23 protein-coding genes are annotated in these 22315 nt (G+C 74.6%); 6 read left to right on the top strand and 17 right to left on the bottom strand.

What is annotated here, in order from left to right:
- Positions 1–4: 4 nt before the first annotated feature.
- The 4 genes from BKA22_RS08355 to BKA22_RS08340 form a co-directional block, all read right to left on the bottom strand.
- Positions 5–958, bottom strand: coding sequence for an ABC transporter permease subunit (locus BKA22_RS08355; RefSeq protein WP_179561699.1), 954 nt, complete (start codon positions 956–958; stop codon positions 5–7).
- Positions 955–1911 carry an ABC transporter permease gene (locus BKA22_RS20330; protein ID WP_218866583.1) on the bottom strand — a complete coding sequence of 319 codons (957 nt, stop codon included), beginning with the start codon at positions 1909–1911 and terminating at the stop codon, positions 955–957. The genes BKA22_RS08355 and BKA22_RS20330 overlap by 4 nt, the downstream gene beginning before the upstream one ends.
- On the bottom strand, positions 1908–3047 hold the full coding sequence (locus BKA22_RS08345; RefSeq protein ID WP_146953337.1) for an ABC transporter substrate-binding protein: 1140 nt from the start codon (positions 3045–3047) through the stop codon (positions 1908–1910). The genes BKA22_RS20330 and BKA22_RS08345 overlap by 4 nt, the downstream gene beginning before the upstream one ends.
- Before the next feature lie 142 nt (positions 3048–3189).
- Entirely contained in the window at positions 3190–4239 is a 1050-nt protein-coding gene (locus BKA22_RS08340) for an FUSC family protein (protein ID WP_146953338.1), read from the bottom strand.
- An 82-nt stretch (positions 4240–4321) separates the two neighbouring features.
- On the opposite strand from BKA22_RS08340, the gene BKA22_RS08335 reads away from it, so the two are divergent.
- The 3 genes from BKA22_RS08335 to BKA22_RS08325 all read left to right on the top strand — a co-directional run bounded on the left by BKA22_RS08335 (position 4322) and on the right by BKA22_RS08325 (position 8072).
- On the top strand, positions 4322–4837 hold the full coding sequence (locus BKA22_RS08335) for a MarR family winged helix-turn-helix transcriptional regulator (RefSeq protein WP_146953339.1): 516 nt from the start codon (positions 4322–4324) through the stop codon (positions 4835–4837).
- A 100-nt stretch (positions 4838–4937) separates the two neighbouring features.
- Positions 4938–6929 (top strand): ABC transporter ATP-binding protein, encoded by a 1992-nt coding sequence (locus BKA22_RS08330; protein WP_146953340.1) that lies wholly within the window; start codon positions 4938–4940, stop codon positions 6927–6929.
- A gap of 93 nt (positions 6930–7022) precedes the next feature.
- A complete protein-coding gene (locus tag BKA22_RS08325) occupies positions 7023–8072 on the top strand; it encodes a Fic family protein (protein ID WP_146953341.1) in 1050 nt (349 codons plus the stop codon).
- Positions 8073–8163: 91 nt separating this feature from the next.
- Here BKA22_RS08325 and BKA22_RS08320 read toward each other — a convergent pair whose 3' ends face one another.
- The gene (locus BKA22_RS08320; RefSeq protein ID WP_223203614.1) at positions 8164–8832 is read right to left on the bottom strand and encodes a cation efflux transmembrane domain-containing protein; all 669 of its coding nucleotides are present in this window, start codon (positions 8830–8832) and stop codon (positions 8164–8166) included.
- 173 nt (positions 8833–9005) lie between these two features.
- Between BKA22_RS08320 and BKA22_RS08315 the strand changes: the two genes are divergently transcribed.
- On the top strand, positions 9006–9935 hold the full coding sequence (locus BKA22_RS08315; protein WP_146953343.1) for an NAD(P)H-binding protein: 930 nt from the start codon (positions 9006–9008) through the stop codon (positions 9933–9935).
- A 59-nt stretch (positions 9936–9994) separates the two neighbouring features.
- The gene (locus BKA22_RS08310) at positions 9995–10492 is read left to right on the top strand and encodes a MarR family winged helix-turn-helix transcriptional regulator (protein WP_146953344.1); all 498 of its coding nucleotides are present in this window, start codon (positions 9995–9997) and stop codon (positions 10490–10492) included.
- Between the two features lie 7 nt (positions 10493–10499).
- Here the strand turns inward: BKA22_RS08310 and BKA22_RS08305 are convergent, their stop codons facing one another.
- The 11 genes from BKA22_RS08305 to BKA22_RS20325 form a co-directional block, all read right to left on the bottom strand.
- Entirely contained in the window at positions 10500–10871 is a 372-nt protein-coding gene (locus BKA22_RS08305) for an iron chaperone (RefSeq protein ID WP_146953345.1), read from the bottom strand.
- 98 nt (positions 10872–10969) lie between these two features.
- Complete coding sequence (locus BKA22_RS08300; RefSeq protein WP_223203615.1) at positions 10970–12118, bottom strand: hypothetical protein; 1149 nt, start codon at positions 12116–12118, stop codon at positions 10970–10972.
- A 4-nt stretch (positions 12119–12122) separates the two neighbouring features.
- Positions 12123–12698 carry a dCTP deaminase gene (gene dcd, locus BKA22_RS08295; RefSeq protein ID WP_146953346.1) on the bottom strand — a complete coding sequence of 192 codons (576 nt, stop codon included), beginning with the start codon at positions 12696–12698 and terminating at the stop codon, positions 12123–12125.
- A 74-nt stretch (positions 12699–12772) separates the two neighbouring features.
- Entirely contained in the window at positions 12773–12988 is a 216-nt protein-coding gene (locus tag BKA22_RS08290) for a ferredoxin (RefSeq protein ID WP_146953347.1), read from the bottom strand.
- Positions 12985–14289 carry an NADH-ubiquinone oxidoreductase-F iron-sulfur binding region domain-containing protein gene (locus BKA22_RS08285; RefSeq protein ID WP_146953348.1) on the bottom strand — a complete coding sequence of 435 codons (1305 nt, stop codon included), beginning with the start codon at positions 14287–14289 and terminating at the stop codon, positions 12985–12987. Before BKA22_RS08285 ends, BKA22_RS08290 begins: the two co-directional genes overlap by 4 nt.
- Entirely contained in the window at positions 14286–14948 is a 663-nt protein-coding gene (locus BKA22_RS08280; RefSeq protein WP_146953349.1) for a hypothetical protein, read from the bottom strand. The genes BKA22_RS08285 and BKA22_RS08280 overlap by 4 nt, the downstream gene beginning before the upstream one ends.
- Positions 14941–16017 carry an FAD:protein FMN transferase gene (locus BKA22_RS08275; RefSeq protein WP_146953350.1) on the bottom strand — a complete coding sequence of 359 codons (1077 nt, stop codon included), beginning with the start codon at positions 16015–16017 and terminating at the stop codon, positions 14941–14943. Before BKA22_RS08275 ends, BKA22_RS08280 begins: the two co-directional genes overlap by 8 nt.
- A complete protein-coding gene (locus BKA22_RS08270; RefSeq protein WP_179561698.1) occupies positions 16014–16574 on the bottom strand; it encodes a hypothetical protein in 561 nt (186 codons plus the stop codon). The genes BKA22_RS08275 and BKA22_RS08270 overlap by 4 nt, the downstream gene beginning before the upstream one ends.
- Positions 16567–17100 carry a hypothetical protein gene (locus BKA22_RS08265; RefSeq protein WP_146953351.1) on the bottom strand — a complete coding sequence of 178 codons (534 nt, stop codon included), beginning with the start codon at positions 17098–17100 and terminating at the stop codon, positions 16567–16569. Before BKA22_RS08265 ends, BKA22_RS08270 begins: the two co-directional genes overlap by 8 nt.
- Before the next feature lie 98 nt (positions 17101–17198).
- Entirely contained in the window at positions 17199–18512 is a 1314-nt protein-coding gene (locus BKA22_RS08260; protein ID WP_146953352.1) for a HAMP domain-containing sensor histidine kinase, read from the bottom strand.
- Positions 18509–19189: a response regulator transcription factor gene (locus tag BKA22_RS20325; RefSeq protein ID WP_146953353.1), complete on the bottom strand. Its 681-nt coding sequence runs from the start codon at positions 19187–19189 to the stop codon at positions 18509–18511. The genes BKA22_RS08260 and BKA22_RS20325 overlap by 4 nt, the downstream gene beginning before the upstream one ends.
- A gap of 122 nt (positions 19190–19311) precedes the next feature.
- Here BKA22_RS20325 and BKA22_RS08250 point away from each other — a divergent pair, with 122 nt between their 5' ends.
- Positions 19312–19938 carry a hypothetical protein gene (locus tag BKA22_RS08250; RefSeq protein ID WP_146953354.1) on the top strand — a complete coding sequence of 209 codons (627 nt, stop codon included), beginning with the start codon at positions 19312–19314 and terminating at the stop codon, positions 19936–19938.
- Positions 19939–19945: 7 nt separating this feature from the next.
- Here the strand turns inward: BKA22_RS08250 and BKA22_RS20320 are convergent, their stop codons facing one another.
- Positions 19946–22207 (bottom strand): putative bifunctional diguanylate cyclase/phosphodiesterase, encoded by a 2262-nt coding sequence (locus BKA22_RS20320; protein WP_146953355.1) that lies wholly within the window; start codon positions 22205–22207, stop codon positions 19946–19948.
- Positions 22208–22315: the final 108 nt, after the last annotated feature.

The following is a 22315-nucleotide window of genomic DNA, read 5'->3' as shown; positions in this document are numbered from 1 at the left end:
GGGTCTACAGGCCGGTGGTGCTCACGCCGAGGCCGCGGCGGCGCAGCAGCCGGACGACGGTGCCGAGCAGCAGGGCGGTCAGCAGCAGGACGGTGAGCGCGAGGGCCATGCCAGCCTGCGCCTCCTGCTTCTGGTAGACGACCAGGTAGGTGGGCAGGGTGTCCTTGAGCAGCAGCGAGGCGAACGCGAACTCGCCGAGCACGAGCGCGGTGGTCAGGCCGCCGGCGGCGACCATCGACGGCACGAGGTTCGGCAGCAGCACGCGCAGCAGCACGCGCGGGGTGGACGCCCCCAGGCTCTGCGCGGCCTCGACGAGCGTGCGGGCACCGATCGAGCGCAGGCCCGCGTCCAGCGCGCGGTAGGTGAACGGCATCGCCCAGATCGCGTAGAACGGCACGAGCGCGAACGTGCTGGACAGGAACCACGGCGCGAGCGGCCGGAACGTCGCGGCGACGCCGACGACGAGCGCGATCGGCGGCACGACCCACGGCAGCAGCGTCACCGCGGACAGCACGGGCCGCAGCCTCGGGGCGCGCACCTCGGCGACCACGGCCAGCGGCAGCAGCAGCGCGAGCGTGAGCGTGACGGTGGCCAGTGCGAGCAGCGCGGAGGTGCGGGCCGCCGACCACAGGGCGGGTTCGGCGAGCGCGTCGAGCAGCGGCCGCAGCGACCAGCCGCGCAGCAGGTCGTCCGGCCCGAGCAGCACGACCGGGACGTTCTGGAACGCGAACCGGGCCATCGCCAGCTGCGGCACCAGGAAGTACACCGCCACGACGCCGAGGAACGTCCACCGCACCACGCCGAGGACGCGTCGCCCCGGTGCGGCGGGCCGTGCCTCACGGGGGCGACCGACGAAGCGGGCGGCGCGTCGGGCTCCGCGTCCGGACGTCACGGTGGGCGTCGGCGCGTCGACGGCTGTGCCGTCCTGCTCGGTCCGGCGGGGTGTGTCGAGGCTCATGCCCGGCTCCATCGTGCGGCTCGGCGCTGCAGGGCCTGCACGAGCAGCAGCCCGGCCCCCAGCAGCGCGATCGTCCAGGTGACCAGCGCGTACCCGAGGTCCTGCTCGCCGGTGATGACGTTGCCCTGCAGCACGAAACGGATCTGCAGCGGCACGAGCTGCCCGGACGAGCTGAGCACGTACGCGGTCGCGTAGGCGCTGAACGCGTTGATGAACAGCAGCAGCATCCCGCCGAGCACGCTCGGGGCGAGCACCGGGCCCGCGACCGTGCGCCAGTAGCGGACGGGTCCGGCGCCGAGGACCGTCGCGGCCTCCTGCCAGGTGCTGCGCAGCCCCTCGACCGCCGGGCTGACCACCAGGAACATCAGCGGCACCTGGAAGTACAGGTAGACCAGCGCCATGCCGGCGGTCGTCGACAGCGAGAAGCCCGAGCCGACCAGGTCGACGCCGACGCCGAGCAGCGCCTTGGTGACGATGCCCTGCGTGCCGACCGCGGCGACGAATGCGAACGCGAGCGGCACGCCACCGAGCTGCGAGGCGACCGAGCTCCACGAGTCGAGCGCGGGTCGCAGCCACCGCGGCCGGGTCAGCCCGCGCATCGCGAGGGCGAGCGCCAGGCCGAGCACGCCGCCGAGCAGCGCGGTCACCGCGGACAGGGTCAGGGAGTTGACGAACGCGCTGCGGTACGGCCCGGACACCGCCCGCTCGAGCGCGGACAGGCCGAACGCGCCGCCCGGGGTGATCGAGCGGACCAGCACGGCGGCGGTCGGCCACAGCAGGAACACGCCGACGAACGCGAGGAACGGCACGAGGACCAGCCAGCCGCGCACCGCCCGGACCTGCGCAGCGACGCGGCGCACCACGGGTCCGGCGGCGGGCCCGCCCGCCCCGGCCCGGCGGACCGGGGCGGGGCGGACGGGGTCGAGCTGTCCTGCCGGGGTGGCAGCGGTCACTTGTCGGCGACCAGCGGACCCCACTGCTCGGCCAGCGTGGCCTTCGCAGCGTCGATCTGCTCCTGCGTCGGGAACTCGATCTTCGAGATCGTGTCGGCGTCGGGCAGGTTCTTCGCCAGGTCGGCGTCGACCTTGCCCTCCTCGACGAGCGTGGCGTAGCGGGCCGGGATGGCCCCGCCCTCGAGGTAGCCGAGCGCGCCGTCGTCACCGACGAGGTGCTCGAGGAACAGCCGCGCGGAGCACGGGTGCGCCGACTCGGTGACGACCGACTGCGCGTAGTACCCGCCGTACACGCCGTCCGTCGGGACGGTGACCTGCAGGTCGAAGCCCGCGTCCTTCAGCTGCGGCTCGATGCCCGGGAAGTTGTACGTCCAGTCGAGCGCGATCGGCACCTCGCCGGACAGCAGCGTGGCCTCGGTGACGTCGACCGACTGCAGGTTGCCCGACGCCTTGAGCCCGGCGAAGTACTCGATGCCCGGCATGATGTCGTCGAACGAGCCGCCGTTGGCGAGCGAGGCGGCCATGACGGCACCGAACGCGGCACCGGCCTCACGCGGGTCGCCGTTCAGCGTGACCTGGCCCTTGTACTGCGGGTCCTCCAGGTCGGCGAACGTCGTCGGCGCGTCCTTGACGATCGTGGTGTTCGTGGCGATGGCCATGACGCCGTAGTACGACGCGACCCAGCGACCCTCGGGGTCCTTGAGCGCGTCGGGGATCTCGTCCCAGACGGTCGGCTTGTAGGCCTCGGCGTAGCCCTCGTCGATCAGCTGCTGCGTGAACGAGGCGCCGACGTCGACGACCTCGGGCATGTCGGCCTGGCCGCGCAGCGTCTGGATCGCGGTGATCTCGTCAGCGGAGGACGCGTCGGGGTTCGCGACGGGCGCGTCGATCCCGTAGGTGTCGGTGAACGACTTGAGGATGCCGCCGTAGTTGGCCCAGGTGTCGGGCAGGGCGATGAGGTTGACGGTGCCCTCGTCCTTCGCGGCGGCGGCGATCTCGTCGACGGTCGTGCCGCAGGTCGTGGCGTCACCGGCGGTCGTCGTGCCCGTGTCGGACGCTGCCTCGCTGGAGGCGGAGCACGCCGAGAGCGTGAGCGCCAGGGCGGTGAGCGGGACGAGCAGGGGGAGCTTGCGCATCGCGGATGAGTCCCTCGGTCGGGTCGCAGGTCGCGCCGATCGGCGCACCAGGACAGAGGTACTCGCGCCGGGTGGCGCCGCGGGGTCACGACCGTGAACTCCCAGGGACGCGGCGGTGAAGACCTGGACGGGTGTCCGTCCCTCAGCTCCGGCGCAGGACCCAGGCCGACACGAGCGCGACGCCGCACCCGACGACGGCCCCGATCGCGGTCTCGATCGCCCGGTCGCCGATCAGCGCCCCGGCCGACGCGGTACCCGCCAGGGTGTTCATCAGCAGGGCCAGCGGGGTGATCGTGAGCATCGCCAGGCCGTAGTTGCGCACGACGAGCATCTCGGTGACGACCTGCAGCAGCACGACGACGAGCACGAGGACCCCGCCGGTCAGCCCGAACGAGAGCAGCACCGCCGCGACGAGCAGCCCGGCCGCCGTGCCCGCCACACGGTGGGCCGCGCGCAGCACCTGGCCGGGCGTGTCCGAGACGGACAGCGGGGCGACGGCCGCGACCATCGCCCACGCCGGGTGCCCGATGCCGACGAGCGTCGCGACCGATCCGGCGACCAGCACGGCGACGGCGTACCGCAGCGCGTGCCGTCGGACGGCAGGCTCGTCGACCAGCAGGCGCAGCCCGGACGGCGGCGACGGGAGCCGGTCACGTGCCCGCCGCCGCGCGCTCAGCGCCCCGGACAGCCCGACCAGCACCGCGAAGGCCGCCGAGCCACCGGCCACCAGGGCGGCCGCTGCGATGTCGGCCGGCGCGGCAGGCACCGACGCGCACGTGGCGACGGCGAACACCGCGAACAGCGGTCCGGCCGGCCGCCAGCCCACGGCATCGCCCACGAGCGAACCGGCCACCGCCACGAGCGCCGACGCCCCCACGACCGCCCACCGGGCGGTCCCGCCCGTGCCGAGCATCGCCGAGACCGCGGCGCCGCCCACCACGGCCACGGTCAACGTGATCGCCGCGGCCACCTGCATGTGCGCCCGACGCCGGTAGCCCGAGCTCCTCCCGTACACGGCCGCGAACGCGCCGAACGCCGCATAGACCGCCCACTGCGTCCGGCCCGTCGCCGTCAGCACGGTCAGCGGGACGGCCACGGCGATGCCCGTCCGGATCGCCACCCAGTGCGCCTCGGCGTGCGGCCCGACCCTCAGCAGCTCGCGCGGGTGGGGCAGGTGAGCGGTCACGGACACGCGGGAGGACCTCCAGGGTCAGGGGTGGACGAGGACTAGTTTACGCGTGAACGATCTCGCCGCCCATGACCCGAGGACCTTCGTGACCCACGACACGGACACCCCGCCCCCCGCAGGACGCGACGCCATCGACGCCATGCACGCCCGCTGGTCGACGCTGCGCCCCGACCTCGACCTCGAACCCATGGCCGTCGTCGGCCGGCTCCTGCGCCTGGTCCCCCTGCTCATGGCCCGCTGCGAGACGTTCCTCGAACCCCACGGCCTCAGCCGCGCCGAGTTCGACCTCCTCACCGCGCTGCGCCGCACCGACCGCCCGGTCAGCCCCGGCGAGCTCACCCGCCAGCTGCTGTTCACCGGCCCCGCCACCACCAAACGCCTGCGCCGCCTCGAGGACACCGGCTGGATCACTCGCCGCGCCAACCCCGACGACGCCCGCGGGTTCCTCATCGAACCCACCCCGGACGGCGCCCGCCGGTTCGACGCCCTGCTCCCCCGGTACGTGGCGTTCGAGGCGACCCTCATCGAGACCCTCGACCCGGCAGCCCGCGCCGACCTGGCCGACCACCTGCGCACGCTGCTCGTCGCGGTGGAGCCATGACCGTTCGCCGGTCGCCCGTCGGGAACACGAGCGGCCCGGGGGCGGTTGGACCTCACGGCGACGGCCGCCCCTCCGGGCCGCGTCACGGAGGAGGCGCCTGATGGCGATGCAGCACGGCGGGCCACCCCTGGCCACGTTCCGCCAGGACGCGTCCGTCAAGGGCCACCACCTGCGCACCGGCACGGTGCGTCGGGTGCTGCGCTTCGCCACCCCGTACCGGGCCGCACTGGCGGGGTTCCTCGTGCTCATCGCGCTCGACGCGGCCGCCGGCGCGGCGACGCCGCTGCTGGTGCGCCGGCTGATCGACGACGGCATCACGAACGGCGACCGCACCCTGGTCATCGGCATGGCGTTCGGCATCGCCGGCCTGGCGCTGGCCTCGGCGGTGCTGAGCGTGGGCGAGCGCTGGGTGTCCGCGCACGTCGGCGAGGGGCTGATCGCCGACCTGCGCACCGAGGTCTTCGACCACGTGCAGCGCATGCCGTTGGCGTTCTTCAGCCGGGCGCGCACGGGCGCACTCGTGCAGCGGCTCAACGGTGACGTGCTGGGTGCGCAGCAAGCGTTCACCTCGGTGCTGCAGAACACCGTGAGCAACGGGCTGACCATCGTGTTCGTGCTGGCCGCGATGCTGTCGATGTCGTGGCAGCTCACGCTGGTCTCGTTGGTGCTGGTGCCGGTGTTCGTGCTGCCCGCCCGGTGGTTCGGCCGCAGGATCGCGGCGATCACGCGCGAGAGCTACGCGCTCAACGCCGACGCCTCGCAGACCATGCAGGAGCGGTTCAACGTCGCCGGGGCGCACCTGGTGAAGATCTTCGGCGACCCGACGCGTGAGTCCGCGGCGTACGCCGAGCAGGTCGGGCGGGTGCGGGACATCGGGGTGCGGCGTGCCGTGTACTCGACGTGGTTCCGCGTCGGGCTGACCACGGTCGCGGCGGTGGCCACCGCCATCGTCTACGGCGTCGGCGGCGTCCTGGCGATCGAGGGTCAGCTGACCGTCGGTGTCGTCGTCGCGCTGACGGCGTACCTGGCCCGGCTGTACGGCCCGCTGACGGCGATGTCGAACGTGCAGGTGGACGTGATGACCGCGCTCGTCTCGTTCGAGCGCGTGCTCGAGGTGCTCGACCTGGAGCCGATGGTCGCCGAGAAGCCCGACGCGACGGACCTGCGCACCGACGTGGCTGAGCGCGGGGCGTCCGTCGAGCTGGACCACGTGGGCTTCCGGTACCCGTCCTCCGACGAGGTCTCGCTGGCGTCCCTGGAGGCGGCGGCCGCACTGCCCAACGACCCGGTCGCCGACACCCTGCTCGACGTGTCGTTCACCGTGCCCGCCGGGCACCTGGTCGCGCTCGTCGGCCCGTCCGGCGCCGGCAAGACGACGATCTCGCAGCTCGTGACCCGCATGTACGACCCGACGCGCGGCACGGTCCGCGTCGCCGGCACCGACCTGCGCGACGTCACGCACGAGTCCTTGCGCGCCACCGTCGGGGTGGTCAGCCAGGAGGCGCACCTGTTCCACGACACGATCGCCGCGAACCTGCGCTACGCCCGCCCCGAGGCCACCGACGCCGAGCTGGAGCAGGCGCTGCGGCAGGCACACGTGTGGGACCTGGTCGCCTCGCTGCCCGACGGCACGCAGACCGTCGTCGGCGACCGCGGCTACCGCCTCTCCGGCGGGGAGCGTCAGCGCCTGGCCATCGCCCGGCTGCTGCTCAAGGCCCCCGACCTGGTGGTCCTCGACGAGGCGACCGCCCACCTGGACTCCGAGTCGGAGGCCGCCGTGCAGGCTGCCCTCGACCAGGCGCTCGCCGGACGCACGTCACTGGTCATCGCGCACCGGCTGTCGACCATCCGCGCCGCCGACTCGATCGTGGTGCTCGACGGCGGACGCGTCGCCGAGCAGGGCACCCACACCGAGCTGCTGGCCCGCGGCGGCCTCTACGCCGACCTGTACCGCACCCAGTTCGGCGCGACGGCCTCCCCCACGGACGCCGCCGGCGCCACCGACGACACGGCCGAGGAGCCGGACGTCGACCTGGACGAGGCTCCGGGCATCGACCCCGCGACGGACACCCTGGTGGGCACCACGCCTTGACGCGGCGCCGGGCGCCCTATCCCACAACCAACCTGCTAAACATGCTAATTTGCATCGTCACTTAGCATGTTTAGCAGGTTGGTTGGAGCCTTGATGAAGTCCTTCGACGATCTCGACACGCTCGTCGGCGCGGTCCCGTTCGCGATCGTGAACGACCTGCGCACCATCGACACCGGCCGCGGGAGCGAGGCGCTCTACCGCGACAAGCTTCCCGCACTCCTCACGAGCCTCGCTGACCGAGCCAGGGTGGCGAGCATCGAGGCGTCGTCGGCGATCGAGGGTGTCGTCGTCGAGGATCGCGCCCGCGCCGCCGACATCGTCGCGGGGAAGGCCGACCAGCTCCGCGACCGGAGCGAGCAGGAGCTCGCCGGCTACAGGGCTGCGCTCGACTACCTGTACCAGGAGCAGTGGCGCCCGCTGAACGTCGGGCTGATCCTTCACCTGCATCGCCTGCTGTTCCAGTACACGCCCGTCCCCGGCGGACAACTGAAACAGGTCGAGAACCTCGTCGTCGACAAGATGCCCGACGGAACCAAGGTCAAGCGGTTCACGCCGGTGGCCGCCGCCCAGACGCCCTCCTACCTCGACGAGCTCATCAGGCGCTACCTCGCCGCGCAGGCCGCAGGACGCCACCACCCGGTGATCCTGACCGGGCTCTTCGTGCTGGATCTCCTGACCATCCACCCGTTCGTCGACGGGAACGGTCGGATCACCCGCGCACTGACCAACGCACTCCTGCACGACGCCGGCTACGACGTCACCCGGTACGTCTCGCTGGAGACCGCGATCGCCAGGTCCGCCGACGCCTACTACGCAGCGCTGCTGGCGTCGACCGGGCGGTGGCACGACGGCCAGCACGATCCGTGGCCCTGGTTGCGCTACTTCGTCGGGCTCGTCGCCGGCACCTACCAGGACTTCGCCACGCTGACGTCACGGGCCAGATCGGGCGGAAGCAAGCAGGACCGCGTCCGCGAGTACGTCCTGGACCACGCGCCGTCCACGTTCCAGATCGGAGACGTGCGGGCCGCGCTCCCGGGAGTCTCCGACCAGACGATCCGCATCGCCCTGGGCCTGCTGAAGGCGGAGGGGCGCATCGAACCGGACTCGCTCGGGCGAGGCGCCACCTGGAGCAAGCGCCCCTGACCGGCGGGCACGCGTGAGGTGGGCGCCCCTGCGGCGGCCCATCCGACGACTCGGTGATAGGCCGGACGATCTGGCGACGGGTCGCGGCTGCCTACTCGTCGCAGCGGTCGTCCCGCTGCTCGTCCTCGCCGCCGACCAGCTCGGCGAGCGGTGTCCCGCAGGCGTCGCCCTCCCAGGCCTCGAGCCCCTCGCGGACGGCGAACGCGGCGATGAGCAGCGCGGCGGCCGGGTCGGCCCACCACCAGCCGAGCGCGCTGTTGAGCACCAGCCCGACGAGCAGCACGGCCGACAGGGAGGCGCAGATCAGCGTCTGCCGTGAGTCGGCGACGGCCGAGGCGGACCCGAGCTCGAGGCCGGTGCGCCGCTCGAACCACGAGAACCCCGGCATGACGAGCAGGCTCACGGCGGCCAGCACGATCCCGACGGTGGAGTGCTCGGACGCCGACCCGGTGAGCAGCGCGCGGGCGGCCTCGACCGAGACGACCAGCGCGAGGCCGAAGAACGAGAACGCGATGACGCGCATGGCGGTCCGCTCGCGCGCCTCGGGGTCGGGTGCGGCGAACTGCCAGGCGACCGCGGCGGCCGAGAGCACCTCGACCACGGAGTCGAGCCCGAACCCGAGCAGTGCCGACGACGAGGCGATCCGCCCGGCCGTGAGGGCGACGACGGCCTCGACGACGTTGTAGGCGATGGTCGCCGTGACGACCCAGCGGATGCGTCGACGCAGGACGGTCCGGCGGGCGGGGGCGAGCGTGCTCACGCGTCCTGACGGTACACAGGGGGCACCTCGGCCGGCTCGAGCCGTCGGGACGTAGGTCATACCTGACGCGTCAGGTGATACGTCAGCGTTGGGAGTCGACAGCAGCGACCGGTGACGACGCCGGTCGACCGCCCTGTCCGTGACCCGCGCACGCGCGATCCAGGAGGACCCCGATGACCAAGTACGTGATCAACGGCGTGGACGGCCACTTCGGCTCGGCCGCCGCCGCGCTCGCCCTCGAGTCCGTCGCCCCCGAGGACCTCATCCTCACCAGCTGGGACGTCGAGGCGATCCGGCACTGGGAGGACAAGGGCGTCACCGTCCGCCAGGCCGACTACGACGACCTCGCCATGACGACCGCCGCGTTCGAGGGCGCGAACGTCGTCCTGCTCATCTCCACGATGAAGGTCGGACCCGTCCGCCAGCAGCAGCACCAGAACGCGATCGACGCCGCCGTCGCCGCCGGAGCGAGCCGGATCGTCTACACGTCGTACCTCGGCGCGGGCGACCCGGACGCCAGCTGGTACACCCTCACCGACCACCGGTACACCGAGAAGGCCATCCGCGAGTCCGGCCTGACCTGGAACTTCATGCGCGACAGCCAGTACCAGCAGGCCATCACGCAGATGCAGGCCGCCGCCGCGATCCAGACCGGCTTCTGGTACACCAACAGCGAGCCGGGCAAGATCAGCATGGTCCACCGCGACGACTGCGTGCGCTCCGCCGTGGCCCTGCTGCTCGGCAAGGGCGAGCCCGACACCGCGTACGACATCACCGGTCCCGAGCTCGTCTCGTTCCGCGAGTGCTACGAGCTGGTGGTCGAGCTGTCCGGCGCCGCCATCGAGTTCGTCGAGATCACCGACGAGCAGATGTACGACATGTTCCACGCCATGGGCGTGCCGCGCTGGGCCACCGACGACTTCTCCGCCTCGCCGTTCCCGTGGTGCAGCGAGGACATGGTCACCAACGGCTCCGGCATGCGCACCGGAGGCATGGCCGTGCTGTCCGACGCGGTCGAGCGGCTCACCGGCCGCGCGCCGATCTCCGTGCGCGACGCCATGAAGGCCGACTCCGCCGGCTGGCCCGCCGCCCCGACCCGCTGAGCGCTCGCCGGGGCGGCCACCGCATCGGCCGCCCCGGCGTACCGCCTACGCTCCTGGCCATGACCGACGACCGCCTGAGCGACACCCAGCGCGCGGCGTGGGTCGCCTACCTCGACCTGTCTCGGGTGTTCTTCACCGAGCTCGAGCGCGACCTGCAACGCGTCGCCTCGGTGTCCGTGGCCGAGTACGAGCTGCTCGCCCCGCTGCTCGCGCAGCACCCCGAGGGCCTGCGGCCCAGCCAGCTCGGCGCCGCCGCCGACTGGGACACCTCCCGCGTCTCCCACCAGCTGCGCCGCATGGAACGCCGTGGGCTGATCCAGCGCGTCCGGGACCCGGAGAACGCCCGCGCCAAGATCGTCGCGCTCACCGACCTCGGGCTGACCGCCGCCCGCGCCGCCGTGCCCGCGCTCGAGGGCAGCGTCCGCACGCTCCTGTTCGACCCGCTCGACGACCAGCAGACCGATGCGCTGCAGTCGCTGTCCCGGGCCGTGCTCGACGCCCTCGCGAGCCGTCGCTCCCAGGAGGCCGGCGCGGTCGTCGAGTTCCCGCGGATCTGACCGTCGGCTACGGCGTGACGCCGTCGATCTGGTCGCGCCGGGCCACCACGATCTGCCGGACCACCGCGTCCGGCAGCGGAACGGTCGGCTGGAAGCGGATCGTGCCCTTGTCGGTGCTCGTCCCGGGGACCTCCGTCACGGCGTCCGCCACCGCGGCCACCACCGTCGAGCTGTACGGGTACAGGCCGACGTGCTTCTTCGCGCGCATCACCGACAGCAGCGGCTTGCCGCGGTAGATCAGCGCGGGCATGCCGTAGCTCACGCCCTCCTCGGCGGACGGGACGACCTCCCGCGCGACCGCGTACACATGCCCGATGACCTCGGCGTCCGCCGGCTCGAGGTCGAGAAGGTAGCCCGCGACCGTGCCCTGCTCCGCCATCGTCCCCACCCCCGTGCTCGCGTCAGCCGCCGACAGCCACCGACGGCCGCGGGCGCCGTGCGCGCCCAGCCCAGGGTGGCAGGCACGCACGCCGCCCGCTACAGGTCCTCGGGGTCGACGAGGAAGCCCGACTCGTCCGCGATCTCCCCGCCGGCCAGCGCGTGCACCACCCGGGCGATGGCCTGCACCTGCGGCACCGCGCGACCGCGGGCCACCCGGTGCTCGAGCGAGGGTCGCTCCGCCTCGAGCTCCTCGATGAGCAGCGGCTCCCACCGGACCCGGTAGGCGACGACCTCGGCCTGCGCCCACGGCAGCTCGCGCATGATCGGCGGCACGACGTGCTCGACCCCGGCCTCGACGGCGACCATGCCGTCGACACCGAGATCCACCAGGACGCCGTACCCCTCGGGCATCGGCGGGTTCGCGCGCATGTACGCGTCGTACGCCTCGGACTCGGCGAGCACCCGACCGCGCAGCTCCTCGTCGCGCAGCCCGTGCTCGACCAGCGCGGCGCCCAGGCCGGACCCGCCCGGTTCGGGCATCCCGGGGTTGCGCAGGGCCGCACGCCCCGACCCGGGCATCGGGCCGTGCCACTCGGAGGCCGCCACCGAGAGCCGGGCCCGCGGGGCGACGCGCTGCACGGCCGCGAGCACCTGCTCGGGCTCGAGCCACCGCGCGGTCAGCACCGTGAGGTCGATCGCGCCGTCGGTGTCGGGGGTCAGCACGACGCCGTTCGTCCCGGTGCGGACCGCGCCGCCCAGCCGACGGGCGGCCGCGACGAGCCACTGCAGGACGCGCTCCTCCTCACGCACCGGCAGGCCGTCGGGGAACGCACGCTTGAGGCCGTCGCGGTCACCGCCCGGGAACGGCAGCGGGCCGCGCTCGACCGGGGCGTGCACGTCGTAGACGACAGCCGTCGACGTCGGCAGGCCCAGCGCCACCGTGTCCTCACGCTCGACGCGGTACGGCCCCACCAGGGTGGTCAGCCGCCCGACGCGCAACGCACGCACGGGCGCCACGGCCGCCACGGAACGGATGCCGAGGGCGGCCGTCAACGGGCGACGCTCGGTGCGCGCCGACGCGGTCGCGGCCTCGGGCAGCACGTCCTCCCAGCGGACCGAGGTGAACCGGCTCGCGGCGAGCACCTCGACCTCCTCGGCGGCGATGCCCTCGGGCAGGGCCAGCAGGTGCCGCGAGCGCAGACCCGGGTCGTCCGCGACGAGGCGCGGCAGCACAGGCTCGGTCACCGGCTCAGACCTCGGTCCGGTGGAAGCTCTGCCAGGAGCGCGAGGCCGTGGGCCCACGCTGGCCCTGGTACCGGGACCCGCTCGCGCCCGAGCCGTACGGCTGCTCGGCGGCGGACGAGAGCCGGAAGAAGCACATCTGGCCGATCTTCATGCCGGGCCACAGCAGGATCGGCAGCGTCGCGACGTTCGACAGCTCCAACGTCACGTGGCCCGTGAAGCCCGGGTCGATGAACCCGGCCGTCGAGTGCGTGAGCAGGCCGAGGCGGCCCAGCGAGGACTTGCCCTCGAGACGCGCGGCGATGTCGTCGGGCAGCGTGACCTGCTCGTACGTGGACCCGAGGACGAACTCACCGGGGTGCAGCACGAACGGCTCGTCACCGTCGACCTCGACCAGGCGGGTCAGCTCCGGCTGGTCCTTCGACGGGTCGATCACCGGGTACTTGTGGTTGTCGAACAGGCGGAAGTACCGGTCGAGGCGCACGTCGATGCTCGACGGCTGGATCATCGCCGGGTCGTACGGGGTCAGGGCCACGCGCCCCGAGTCGAGCTCGGTCCTGATGTCACGGTCGGAGAGCAGCACGGGGCAACCGTAGCCGCCGCACGGGGCCGCGCGCCCGGACCTCCCGACCCGACGGCGCGGCCTCCGGGTCCCCGTCACGCGCGACCTGCGGGGGTGTCCTCCTCCTCGATCCACAGCGCCCGGCGCGGGCACGCGCGCACGGCCCGGCGGGCGGCCGCGACCTGGTCGGGGAGCAGCCCACCGACGATCGGGTAGCCCCACTCGTCGAGGCCGACGGCGGTGCTGAGCCGGGCGCACATGCCGATGCCGTCGCACGCGACCGGGTCGACCCGCAGGCGTGCGCCGCTCATCGCCCGACCTCCGACTCGCCCGCCAGGCACGGCGCGCCGGCGGCGTGCGCGACGAGGTCCGCGCCGAACACCTGCACCGCCGAGGCCACTAGCCGGGTCACCCCGTCCGGGTGGTGGCACGCACCGCGCCCCTCGACGGCACCCCGCAGGGCGTGCAGCCGTTCGAGCGCACCGGCCGGCGCACGCCCGGCGGCCAGCCCGGCCAGCACCCCGGCCAGCGACGGCAGGCCGAACAGGCACGGGCCGCACTGCCGGGCGCTCATCGACGCCAGGTACTCCACGAGCGCCGCGGTCCGGGCGAGACCGCAGGCGTCGGCGGCCAGGGGAACGACCACGCCCGCGCCCAGGCCGAGGCCGACCGCCCGCAGCGCGGGCTCGTGCACCGCCACGTCACGCACCTGCGCCCAGGCGGCCCACTGCCCGCCGTACCCGCCGAGCAGCAGGGCCTGCGGCGGCGCGGCGACCGGCCACCCGGCACGGGCGAGGACGTCGGTGAACGTGTCGGTGCGGTCGACCTCGAGCACGTGCCGGCCGGTCGGGGAGACGACCGTGAGCAGCACGGTCGTCGGATCGGCCGCACCTCGGGCCAGCAGCGCGAGCCGCGCGAGCGTCTCGACGTTGTGCACGAGCGTGCGCGGGGCGTGCGGGTCGGTCACGGGCCGACGGGCGGTCGGCAGCGCGGGTCCGCCCGCGAGCGCCCGCGTGATCGCGCTGCCCTCGCCGGCCAGGTAGTGGTGCGGGCCGCTGACCACCTCGATCACGTGCCGGTCGACGCCCTGGCGTCGGCGTTCGTCGACGGCCAGGAGGGCCGCCCGGCGGGCGCCGTCGTCGTCGCCGTGCAACCACAGCACGGCACGGTCGGCGCCGAGCGCCTCGGCCAGCACCACGAGCCCGTCGAGCACGAGGTGCGGGCGCTGGCGCAGCAGGGTGCCGTCCTTGCCGCTGACCGGTTCGCTCTCCGCACCGTTGGCGACGACCGTCAGGGGGCCGTCGCCGCGCAGCGCGCGGCGCCACTTGAGCACGGCGGGGACGTGCCCGCCGCCGTGCCCGGTCAGCCCGGCGCCGCCGACGACGTCCAGGAGAGCAGGGCTGCCGCCCGGTCGGAAACCCAGGCGGTCGCGGTGGGCGGCGAGGTCCTCGGTCAGCACCGGTCCGGCACCCGCCGGATCGGCCGGGCCGAGCGGGGTCAGCGTCGTCGACCCGGAGAGCAGCAGCCGGGGCTCGGAGGCCCGTGGCAGCGCGGGGGTCGCAGGCAGGGCCGCGCGGGCCGCGCGGAGCGACCCGGTCGACGCGGCGTTCACCGAGGGCTCCGGGTCAGGTCGGCCGCGAGCTCAGCGACCCGGTCCGCCGACGTACGGGCGCCGTACCGGGTCACCGCGAGCGCGAGCACCCCCAGCCCGGTCGACACGTACAGCACCTGCAGTGCGGCGACGTCCGAGCCGGCCAGCACGCTGTGCGCCCACACCAGCACGAACGAGACCGCGGCGACCTTGTGCACCGGCCACCACACCCTCGCCGCGAACCGGCCGGCGAACCGCGCGGTCAGGCCCGTGACCAGCCCGGACCACAGCGCGAGCAGCCCGAGCGTGACCGCCACCGGCCGGTACCCCGACGCCATGGGCAGCAGCGCGCCCGCCCACCCGACGTGCGCCCACGGGTCGAGCGCGAGCACCACGACGTGCAGCACCGTGAACACCAGCGTGAACGTGGCGAGCGACGCGTGCATCGCCAGCCGCGCGGACGGCGACGGGCGACGCAGACCACGCGCCCACGGGTGCACCTGCACCAGGCCGGTGACGACGAGCGCGAGCAGCAGCACGTACGACGCGACCCCGCCGGCCCGGCCGAGCACCCAGGTGCCCTGCTCGGCGCGGCCGGTGTCGATCACCAGGCGCCCGACCGCGGCCACCGACACGACGGCGGCGATCACGAGCACCACCCTGACGACCCGCTCACGCACGGCCGCACCTCCAGACGACGACGGGGTCCAGCGCGGACGAGGTGCCGACCGTGCCGTCCGCGGTGACCCACGCGGCGGCGAGCCCACGGTCCTCGGCCTGCTCCCGCACGGCCTGCGCACCGGACAGGAACAGGGCCTTGCTCCACACCTCGGCCCACGCGGGGTCGCTCGCGACGACCGTGACAGCCGCGAGCCCACGGCCGCCCGGACGGGCCGTTCGGGGGTCGACGAGGTGGTGCACGGGCGTGCCGTCGACGGTCCAGCGCCGGCGCCGGGTCGAGGACGTCGCGCACGCCATGGCGGGCGGCGGGCCGGACGGCGCCTGCGTCCCGGCGTCCTCCGCGCGCGGCAGCGCCAGCACGAGCACGGGGTCCTCCCCGCCGAGCGGGTCCTCGACGCCGACCTTCCACGCCCCGCCGTCGGGCCCGGCCCCCGCGAGCGCGAGGTCTCCCCCGGCGTCGACCAGGTGCCCGGCACCCGCACCCGCGAGCGCATCCGCGGCCCACCGCACGGCCAGACCCTTGCCGATCCCGCCGAGGTCGACCGCCCACCCGCCCAGGTGCACCAGGTGCAGCCCGGCCTCCACGACCACCTGCGGCTCCCACCGCGTTCCCACCCAGGACGTGTCCGGCTCGGCGGGCCGCAGCACCGCCCCGGTCGGGCTGGAGCCGACGACCGGGCGTGGCGCATGGTCCGCGAACTCCAGTGCGCCGTCGTCGCCCCACGCCTGCAACGTGCGCAGGACCCGCGGGTCGAACAGGCCGTCGGTCGCCCGGTGCGCCTGCGCCGCGGCGTCGATCGCGGCAGCCAGCTCGGCCGGCACCGCGTGCCACGCGTCGGGGGCGAGGTTCGCGCGGGACAGCGCGCTCGTCGCCTCGAACCGGGTGCAGTGCGTCGCGACGGCCCGCACCACCTGCTCGGCACGGTCGAGCCGCGCGTCGGCAGTCGGACCCGGTCGCACGACCGAGAGCCGGATCGCGCTGGCCATCGACGCGAACGTGCGGTCCACGGTCGGGGCGGGTGCGGCCTCGGAGACGGGTGCGGCCTCGGGGGCGGCGACGGCGTTCATCCCGACGCCCGGGTGGTCGTGTCCACCGGCGGCGGTGGTGCCGGTACCGGTGCAGCCGCCGGGGCCGCCGGAGCGGGCGCGGGGGCGGGGGCAGCCGGGGCGGCTGCGGGCGCGGAGGCTGCGGCGGGAGCGCCGATCGACCCTGCGGAGGCCGCACCTCCCGTGCCCGCCGCGGCCTGCGCAGCGGCGTCGGCCGCACGCTGCTCGAGCGTCGCCCGGAGCTCGGCCACCCGCGTCTGAGCTGCGACCACCTGGGCGGCGAGCTCGTCGAGGGTCGGCCCGGAGCCGTTCCCGGGGCCCTCCCCCGAGGAGGCAGCCGCCTCAGGAAGGACGGTCTCGGGCGCCGGGGCTGCGGCCGATCCCGTGGCGGGCACGGCGACCGGCGCTGTGACCGGTGCTGAGACCGGAGCCGCCGGAGCCGCAGCCGTCGTGCCGGTGCTCTCCGCGGCGGGGTCGTGGGCCTGCGCCCAGGTGACGGTCCCGCCCAGCACCCCGGCGGCCAGCGGCACCAGGGCGAGCGCCACCAGTCCTCGCCGACCGCCCGCGTGCTCAGTCATCGCTGCTGCTCTCGCCACCGTGGTCGTCACCCGGCTCGGCCGCGTCGCCACCGTGGTCGTCGCCCGGCTCGAGGGCGTCGTTCCCGTGGTCGTCGCCCGGCTCGACCCCGTCGTTCCCGTGGTCGTCGGACGATGCAGCGCTCGCCCCGCTGGTCGACGACGCGGCCGCGGCCCCGGAGCCGGCGGAGGACGAGGACGAGGACGAGGACGAGGACGACCCTCCGGTGCCGCGGTCCTCGCCCGAGACGTGACCCGCCGTCGGTGAGGCCGTGGGCGCGGTCGCGTCGACCTGGGCCTGCAGCCCGTCGACCTCGGCGAGCAGGTCCTGCAGCGAGCCCGCCAGCCGCGCGGCCTCGGCGTCGCTCGCGCCGGACGCCGAGCCGGAGCCGGTGGTCGAGGTCGAGGTCGACGTGGGCGTCGACCCGGCCGGGGTCGATGTCGACGTGGCCGCGAAGGCGGCGACCCCCGAGCCGACGACGACGAGCGCGGCGGCGGACGCCAGGACGGTACGGCTCTTCCAGTTCATGGTCGGCTCCTCGGTCAGGTGCTCGACGCGTGTGCGCCGATGACCCCACCGTCGCCGGGCCGGGGTGAGGGCGGCACCAACGCCCGGCTAAGCCTCCGTTAAGGCCGCGCGGGCAGCACGAACGTCAGCCGCGTCCCGGGACCGGCGCCTGCGCCCGCGCCCGTACCCGCGCCCATACCTGTGCCCGCCCCGGTGCCGACCTGGAAGGTCCCCCCGGCGCGTTCGGCCGTGCGGCGTGCGACGTCCAGGCCGAGACCCGTCGAGCCGCTGCCGCTGGCCCCGCGGTCCGCGAGCTCGTCGTCGGCGAGCCCCGGGCCCTCGTCGGCGACGGTCACCGTCACCGTCTCGCCGGACCGTGCGACGGCGATCGCGAAGGGCGTCCCCTCGGGCGTGTGCCGGAACACGTTGTCGACCAGCACGTCGAGCGCGGCGCCCAGGTCGGCCGCGGTGAGGCCCACGGGCGCCGGTCCGGACGGCAGGTGGACCTGCAGGTCGCGGCCGGCGTGCGCGGCGAGCACACCCCAGAAGCGTGCGCGGTCGCGCACCACCTCGGCGGCGTCGCAGCGCGGGGGCACGGCGGGGCGTTCGTCGCGGGCCGTGCGGATCACGGTGTCGACCGCCTCGACCAGGTCGTCGACGTGCCGGGTCATCCGCTCGCGCTCGTCGGGGTCGTCGAGCGTCTCGACATCGAGGCGCAGCGCGGTGATCGGGGTCCGCACCCGGTGCGAGAGGTCGGCGACCAGCTCGCGCTCGTCGGCGAGCAGCCCGACGACGCGCTCACCCAGCCCGTTGAGGACCCGGCCGACGGAGGCGACCTCGGGCGGCCCGGAGGGTTCGACGCGTGCGGTCAGGTCGCCTGCCCCGAGCCGGTCGGCGACCGAGGCCAGGTCCTGCACGGACCGGGAGAGCCGCACGGCGATCCGGTCGCCGACGAGTGCGGTGCCGCCGAGCAGCACGGCCCCGACGACGGCCAGGACGGCCCATGACCGTGCGACGCCGTCGGTCAGCTCGGCCTGCGGGACGAAGGTGCGCACGACCGCGACCCCGCCCGTGCCGCCGACGGGCAGCAGCACCTCGACGCCGTCGGTCGTGCGGGCGGTGAAGGCACGGCCCAGCGCGGCGAGCTCGACCGAGTCCGTGCGGGCCACCTGCGCGCCGACGACCGCGCCGCCGGGCAGGAACACGGTGGTGGACAGGTGCCCGTCGTTCGCGGTGAGCAGGGCGGCCTGCAGCAGGGCGTCGTCCTGCGTGGCGCCTCCGGCGAACACCGCGACGGTCTGCGCGTCCTGCCGGGCGGCGGCGAGCGCGCGTTCCTCGGCGAGCGAGCGCGCGAGGAGGCCGAGCGGCACGAGGAACGCGACGAGCACGACGGAGGCCATCGCCAGCCCGTACCGGACGAGGAGCCTCCTCATGCCGGCGGTTGCAGCTTGACGCCCACACCGCGCACGCGGTGCAGGTAGACGGGGTGCTCGGCGCTCTCGCCGAGCTTGCGGCGCAGCCAGTGCAGGTGCACGTCGACGGTCTTGTCGGCCCCGCCGTAGGGCTGGTTCCACACCTGGGCGAGCAGCTCGCGCTTGGCGACGACCTCCCCGCTGCGTTCGGCGAGGTACAGCAGGAGGTCGAACTCCTTGGGGCTGAGCACGAGCGGCTCACCGTCGAGCAGGGCGGTCCTCGTGCGCCCGTCGACGACCAGCCCGCCGACGGTGACCTCGCTGGACGGTCGCGCGGTCTCGACGCGTCGCAGCACGGCGCGGATCCGGGCCTCGAGCTGGTCGGGTGCGTAGGGCTTGACGAGGTAGTCGTCGGCACCGGCGTCGAGCAGCGCGACGATCCCCTCGCCCTCGTCCCGGGCGCTGACGACGATGACGGGGACGTCGCTGACGGCGCGGATCATGGCGAGCAGCGCGGCGCCGTCGAGGTCGGGCAGCCCGAGGTCCAGCAGCACCACGTCCGGGCGGTGCGCGAGCAGGCTCTGCAGCCCCGTCATGGCGTCGGGGGCGGTCATGGTGGAGTGGGAGCGCGCGGCGAGGGCACGCACGAGAGCGGTCCGGATCGTCGCGTCGTCCTCGATGATGAGCACGTCGGCCACACCCGTGACGGTAGGCCATCGCTCCGCGCACCCGCCCCTGCGCGGGGGCGTCCGGGTGGACCTTGTCGTCGCCTTGTCCTTGCCTTAACGCTCCGGTGGCGGCGGTGCGTCACGATGGTGCCGTGAGCGACCCCGGGCACGCCGACGGACCCCGAGCCGGGCGGGGGCGCGCCGGGCAGGGGTTGGCCGGGCGTCGCGCGGTCGTCGCGGTCGCGCTGTGGGTCGTGGCGGCCACCGTCGCCGTGCTGGTCGCGTGGCGTGCGGTGGCGGCGGTCGAGGCGGACGCCGCCCGCACGGGGGTGCTGTCCGCGTCGGAGGTGACCGCCCAGCTCGCGCAGGCGCAGGCCGGTGCGACCGCGTCGACGGGGTCCCCGTCGAGCACGCCGTCGGCGGCCGGCACCGGCACGCCCGTCCCCGATCCGACGACGGGCACGACCGCGTCGTCGTCCCCGGACACCCCGACCACGGCCGCCCCGGAGCCCCCGGCGCAGACGCCGCAGACGGTCCGCTCGTGGGCGGTCGCCGGCGGGACGGTCGCGGCGTCGTGCCAGGGCGCGACGGTCGCCCTGCTGTATGCGACGCCGCTGGACGGCTGGGCCGTCGAGGTCGGCTCGTCGGGGCCCGAGCACGTCGAGGTCGAGCTCACCCGTGAGGGGGCCGAGACGAAGGTGGAGGTCCGCTGCGAGGGCGGCGTGCCCGTGCAGCAGGTCGAGGAGCGGACGGCCGGCCAGAGCTCGTCGGACGACTGAGACCGGCTCAGCGCGGAGCGACGACGACCAGCTGGTCCGCAGGGGCGGGCCGGGCGAGCAGGAACCCCTGCACGCGGTCGCAGCCGAGCTCACGCACGGTCGCGAGCTGCTCGGTGGTCTCGACGCCCTCGGCGACCACGGTCATCCCGAACGCGTGTGCGGCGTGCACCACGAGGGCGACGAGCTCGCGGGATCCCGGTGCTGTCGAGGCGATCAGGCTCCGGTCGATCTTGAGCTTGCTGGCGGGCAGGTGCTGCAGCTGCCCGATCGAGGTGTAGCCGGTGCCGAAGTCGTCGATGCTGATGTCGACGCCCAGGTCCCGCAGCGCGGTCATCTGCGCGCGGGCCGAGGGGCGGTCGACGAGCACGGTCTCGGTGATCTCGAGCACGAGCAGGCGGGCCGGCAGGCCGGCCACGGCGAGCGCGTGCTCGACGTCCGGGACGATCTCGGGGGTGCTCAGGTGCCGCCCGGAGATGTTGACGGCGACACGCAGCTCGGGGGCGCCGGCGGGGCGTTCGCGCAACCAGGTCGCGGCCTGCACGGCGGCGGTACGCAGGCACCAGCGGCCGAGGTCGCAGATGAGCGTGGACTGCTCGGCGACGGGGATGAACCCGGACGGCGGGACCATGCCGTGACCGTGGCGTTCCCACCGGGCGAGCGCCTCGTAGCCGGTGACCGCGCCCGTGCTCAGGTCGACGAGCGCCTGGTAGTGCAGCACGAACTCCCCGGCCGCGAGGCCGTTGCGGATGGCGTTCTCGAGCTCGGCGCGTTCGCGCATGCGGACCCGGAGCACGTCGTCGTACGCGACGACCCGGCCGCGCCCGTCGCCACGGGCCTGGGCGGCGGCGACCTCGGCCTCCTGGAGCAGCCGGTCGGGGTCGGTGTCGCCGACGCGGGAGACGGTGACGCCGACGCTCGCGGTGACCCGCACCTCCCGGTCGCCGACCTGCACGGGCAGCTGCACGGCCTCGAGCACCCGGACGGCGAGGCCGACGAGCTCCACATCGGAGCCGGGCACCTCGACGAGCACGGCGAGCTCGTCCCCGCCGACGCGTCCGACGAGGTCCCCGGGCCGGGCGGTCCGGCGGATGCGGCGGGCGACGGTGCGCAGCACGGCGTCGCCGGTGCCGTGGCCGTAGCGGTCGTTGACGGCGCGGAAGTGGTCGAGGCTGACGAGCAGGAGGCCGACGCCCTGGCCGGTGGGTCCGACGCGGTCGAGCGCTCCGGCGGTCTCGTCGAGCACGGTCGCCCGGTTCGCGATGCCGGTGAGGGCGTCGTGCGCGACCTGGTGGGCGAGGACGTCCTGCACCTGCACGCGGCGGGAGGCCTCGGCGCGGGCCTCGAGCACGGCGAGGTAGAGGCGGGTGAGGGTGAGGCTGACGAGCAGGAGGTTGGCGACCTTGACCTGCCATCCGTCGACGTCGATCCCGGTCACGAGCTCGGCGGCCTCGAGCATCGGGGCGACGAGCACGGCGGCGGCGAGCCCGATCATCCGCCGCCGGGAGAAGCGCCGTTCGGTGAGCACGGGTTCGGACAGGTCGCGCATCGACGGGTCGAGCGCGGCGGCGCCGAGCAGCAGGTAGGCGCAGAAGAACAGCATGTCCGGCCAGGACCCGTCGGCGTACGTGGTCCTGGCGAGCACGGTGTAGACGACGTCGGCGGCGAAGAGCGAGGCGAGCGAGCCCATGAGCAGGCGGTAGGACACCGAGCGCAGGCCGGGGCCGGAGGCGAGCCGCACGAGGGTCGCCACGATCACGACGTCGGCCGCAGGGTAGGCGAGGGCGAGCAGCCGTTGGCCGGTGCCGGTCGCCTCGGCGTACGCGCCCGCGACGAACACCCAGGCGACCAGGCCGACGGCGACGGCGACGATCAGGGCGTCGACGAGCGAGGCGAGGTCCCGTCCGACCCGGCGGGCGCGGATGAGCACGAGGAGGCCGGCGATCAGCAGCGGGTACGCGGCGAGGTACGCCCAGTCGGCGGGTGACGGGTAGGGCTCGACGTGCAGCAGGTCGAGGTAGACCGAGTAGAGGAAGTCCCCGACGACGAAGAGCAGCAGCCCGGCCGCGAGCAGGTACCAGGCGGCGGGCGCGCGGGGGCGGTGTGTGCGGACCCCGACCACGGTGCCGACGACGCCGAGCAGGCCGACGACGACGAAGAGCACGTCCTTCGGGAGGCCGTCGGGCGCGACGGACCACAGCGCCACCAGCACGGCGGCGCACACGAGGTATCCGGCCCGCCTTCGGTGCACACCGGGTATGTCGACACCCACACCCCGATCCTGAGGCCGACGGCCGGTCGCCACCCTCGGGCGGGCGACTTTCACCCGTCGTCGCCGGGACGCTTGCGACATGCCGGGCGGCCCGTCGGCCGACCTGTC

Source organism: Cellulomonas soli (assembly GCF_013409305.1).
Taxonomy (GTDB): domain Bacteria; phylum Actinomycetota; class Actinomycetes; order Actinomycetales; family Cellulomonadaceae; genus Cellulomonas; species Cellulomonas soli.
Note: the sequence above shows the minus strand (reverse complement) of the source record. Positions and strands in the feature narration are given on the sequence as shown.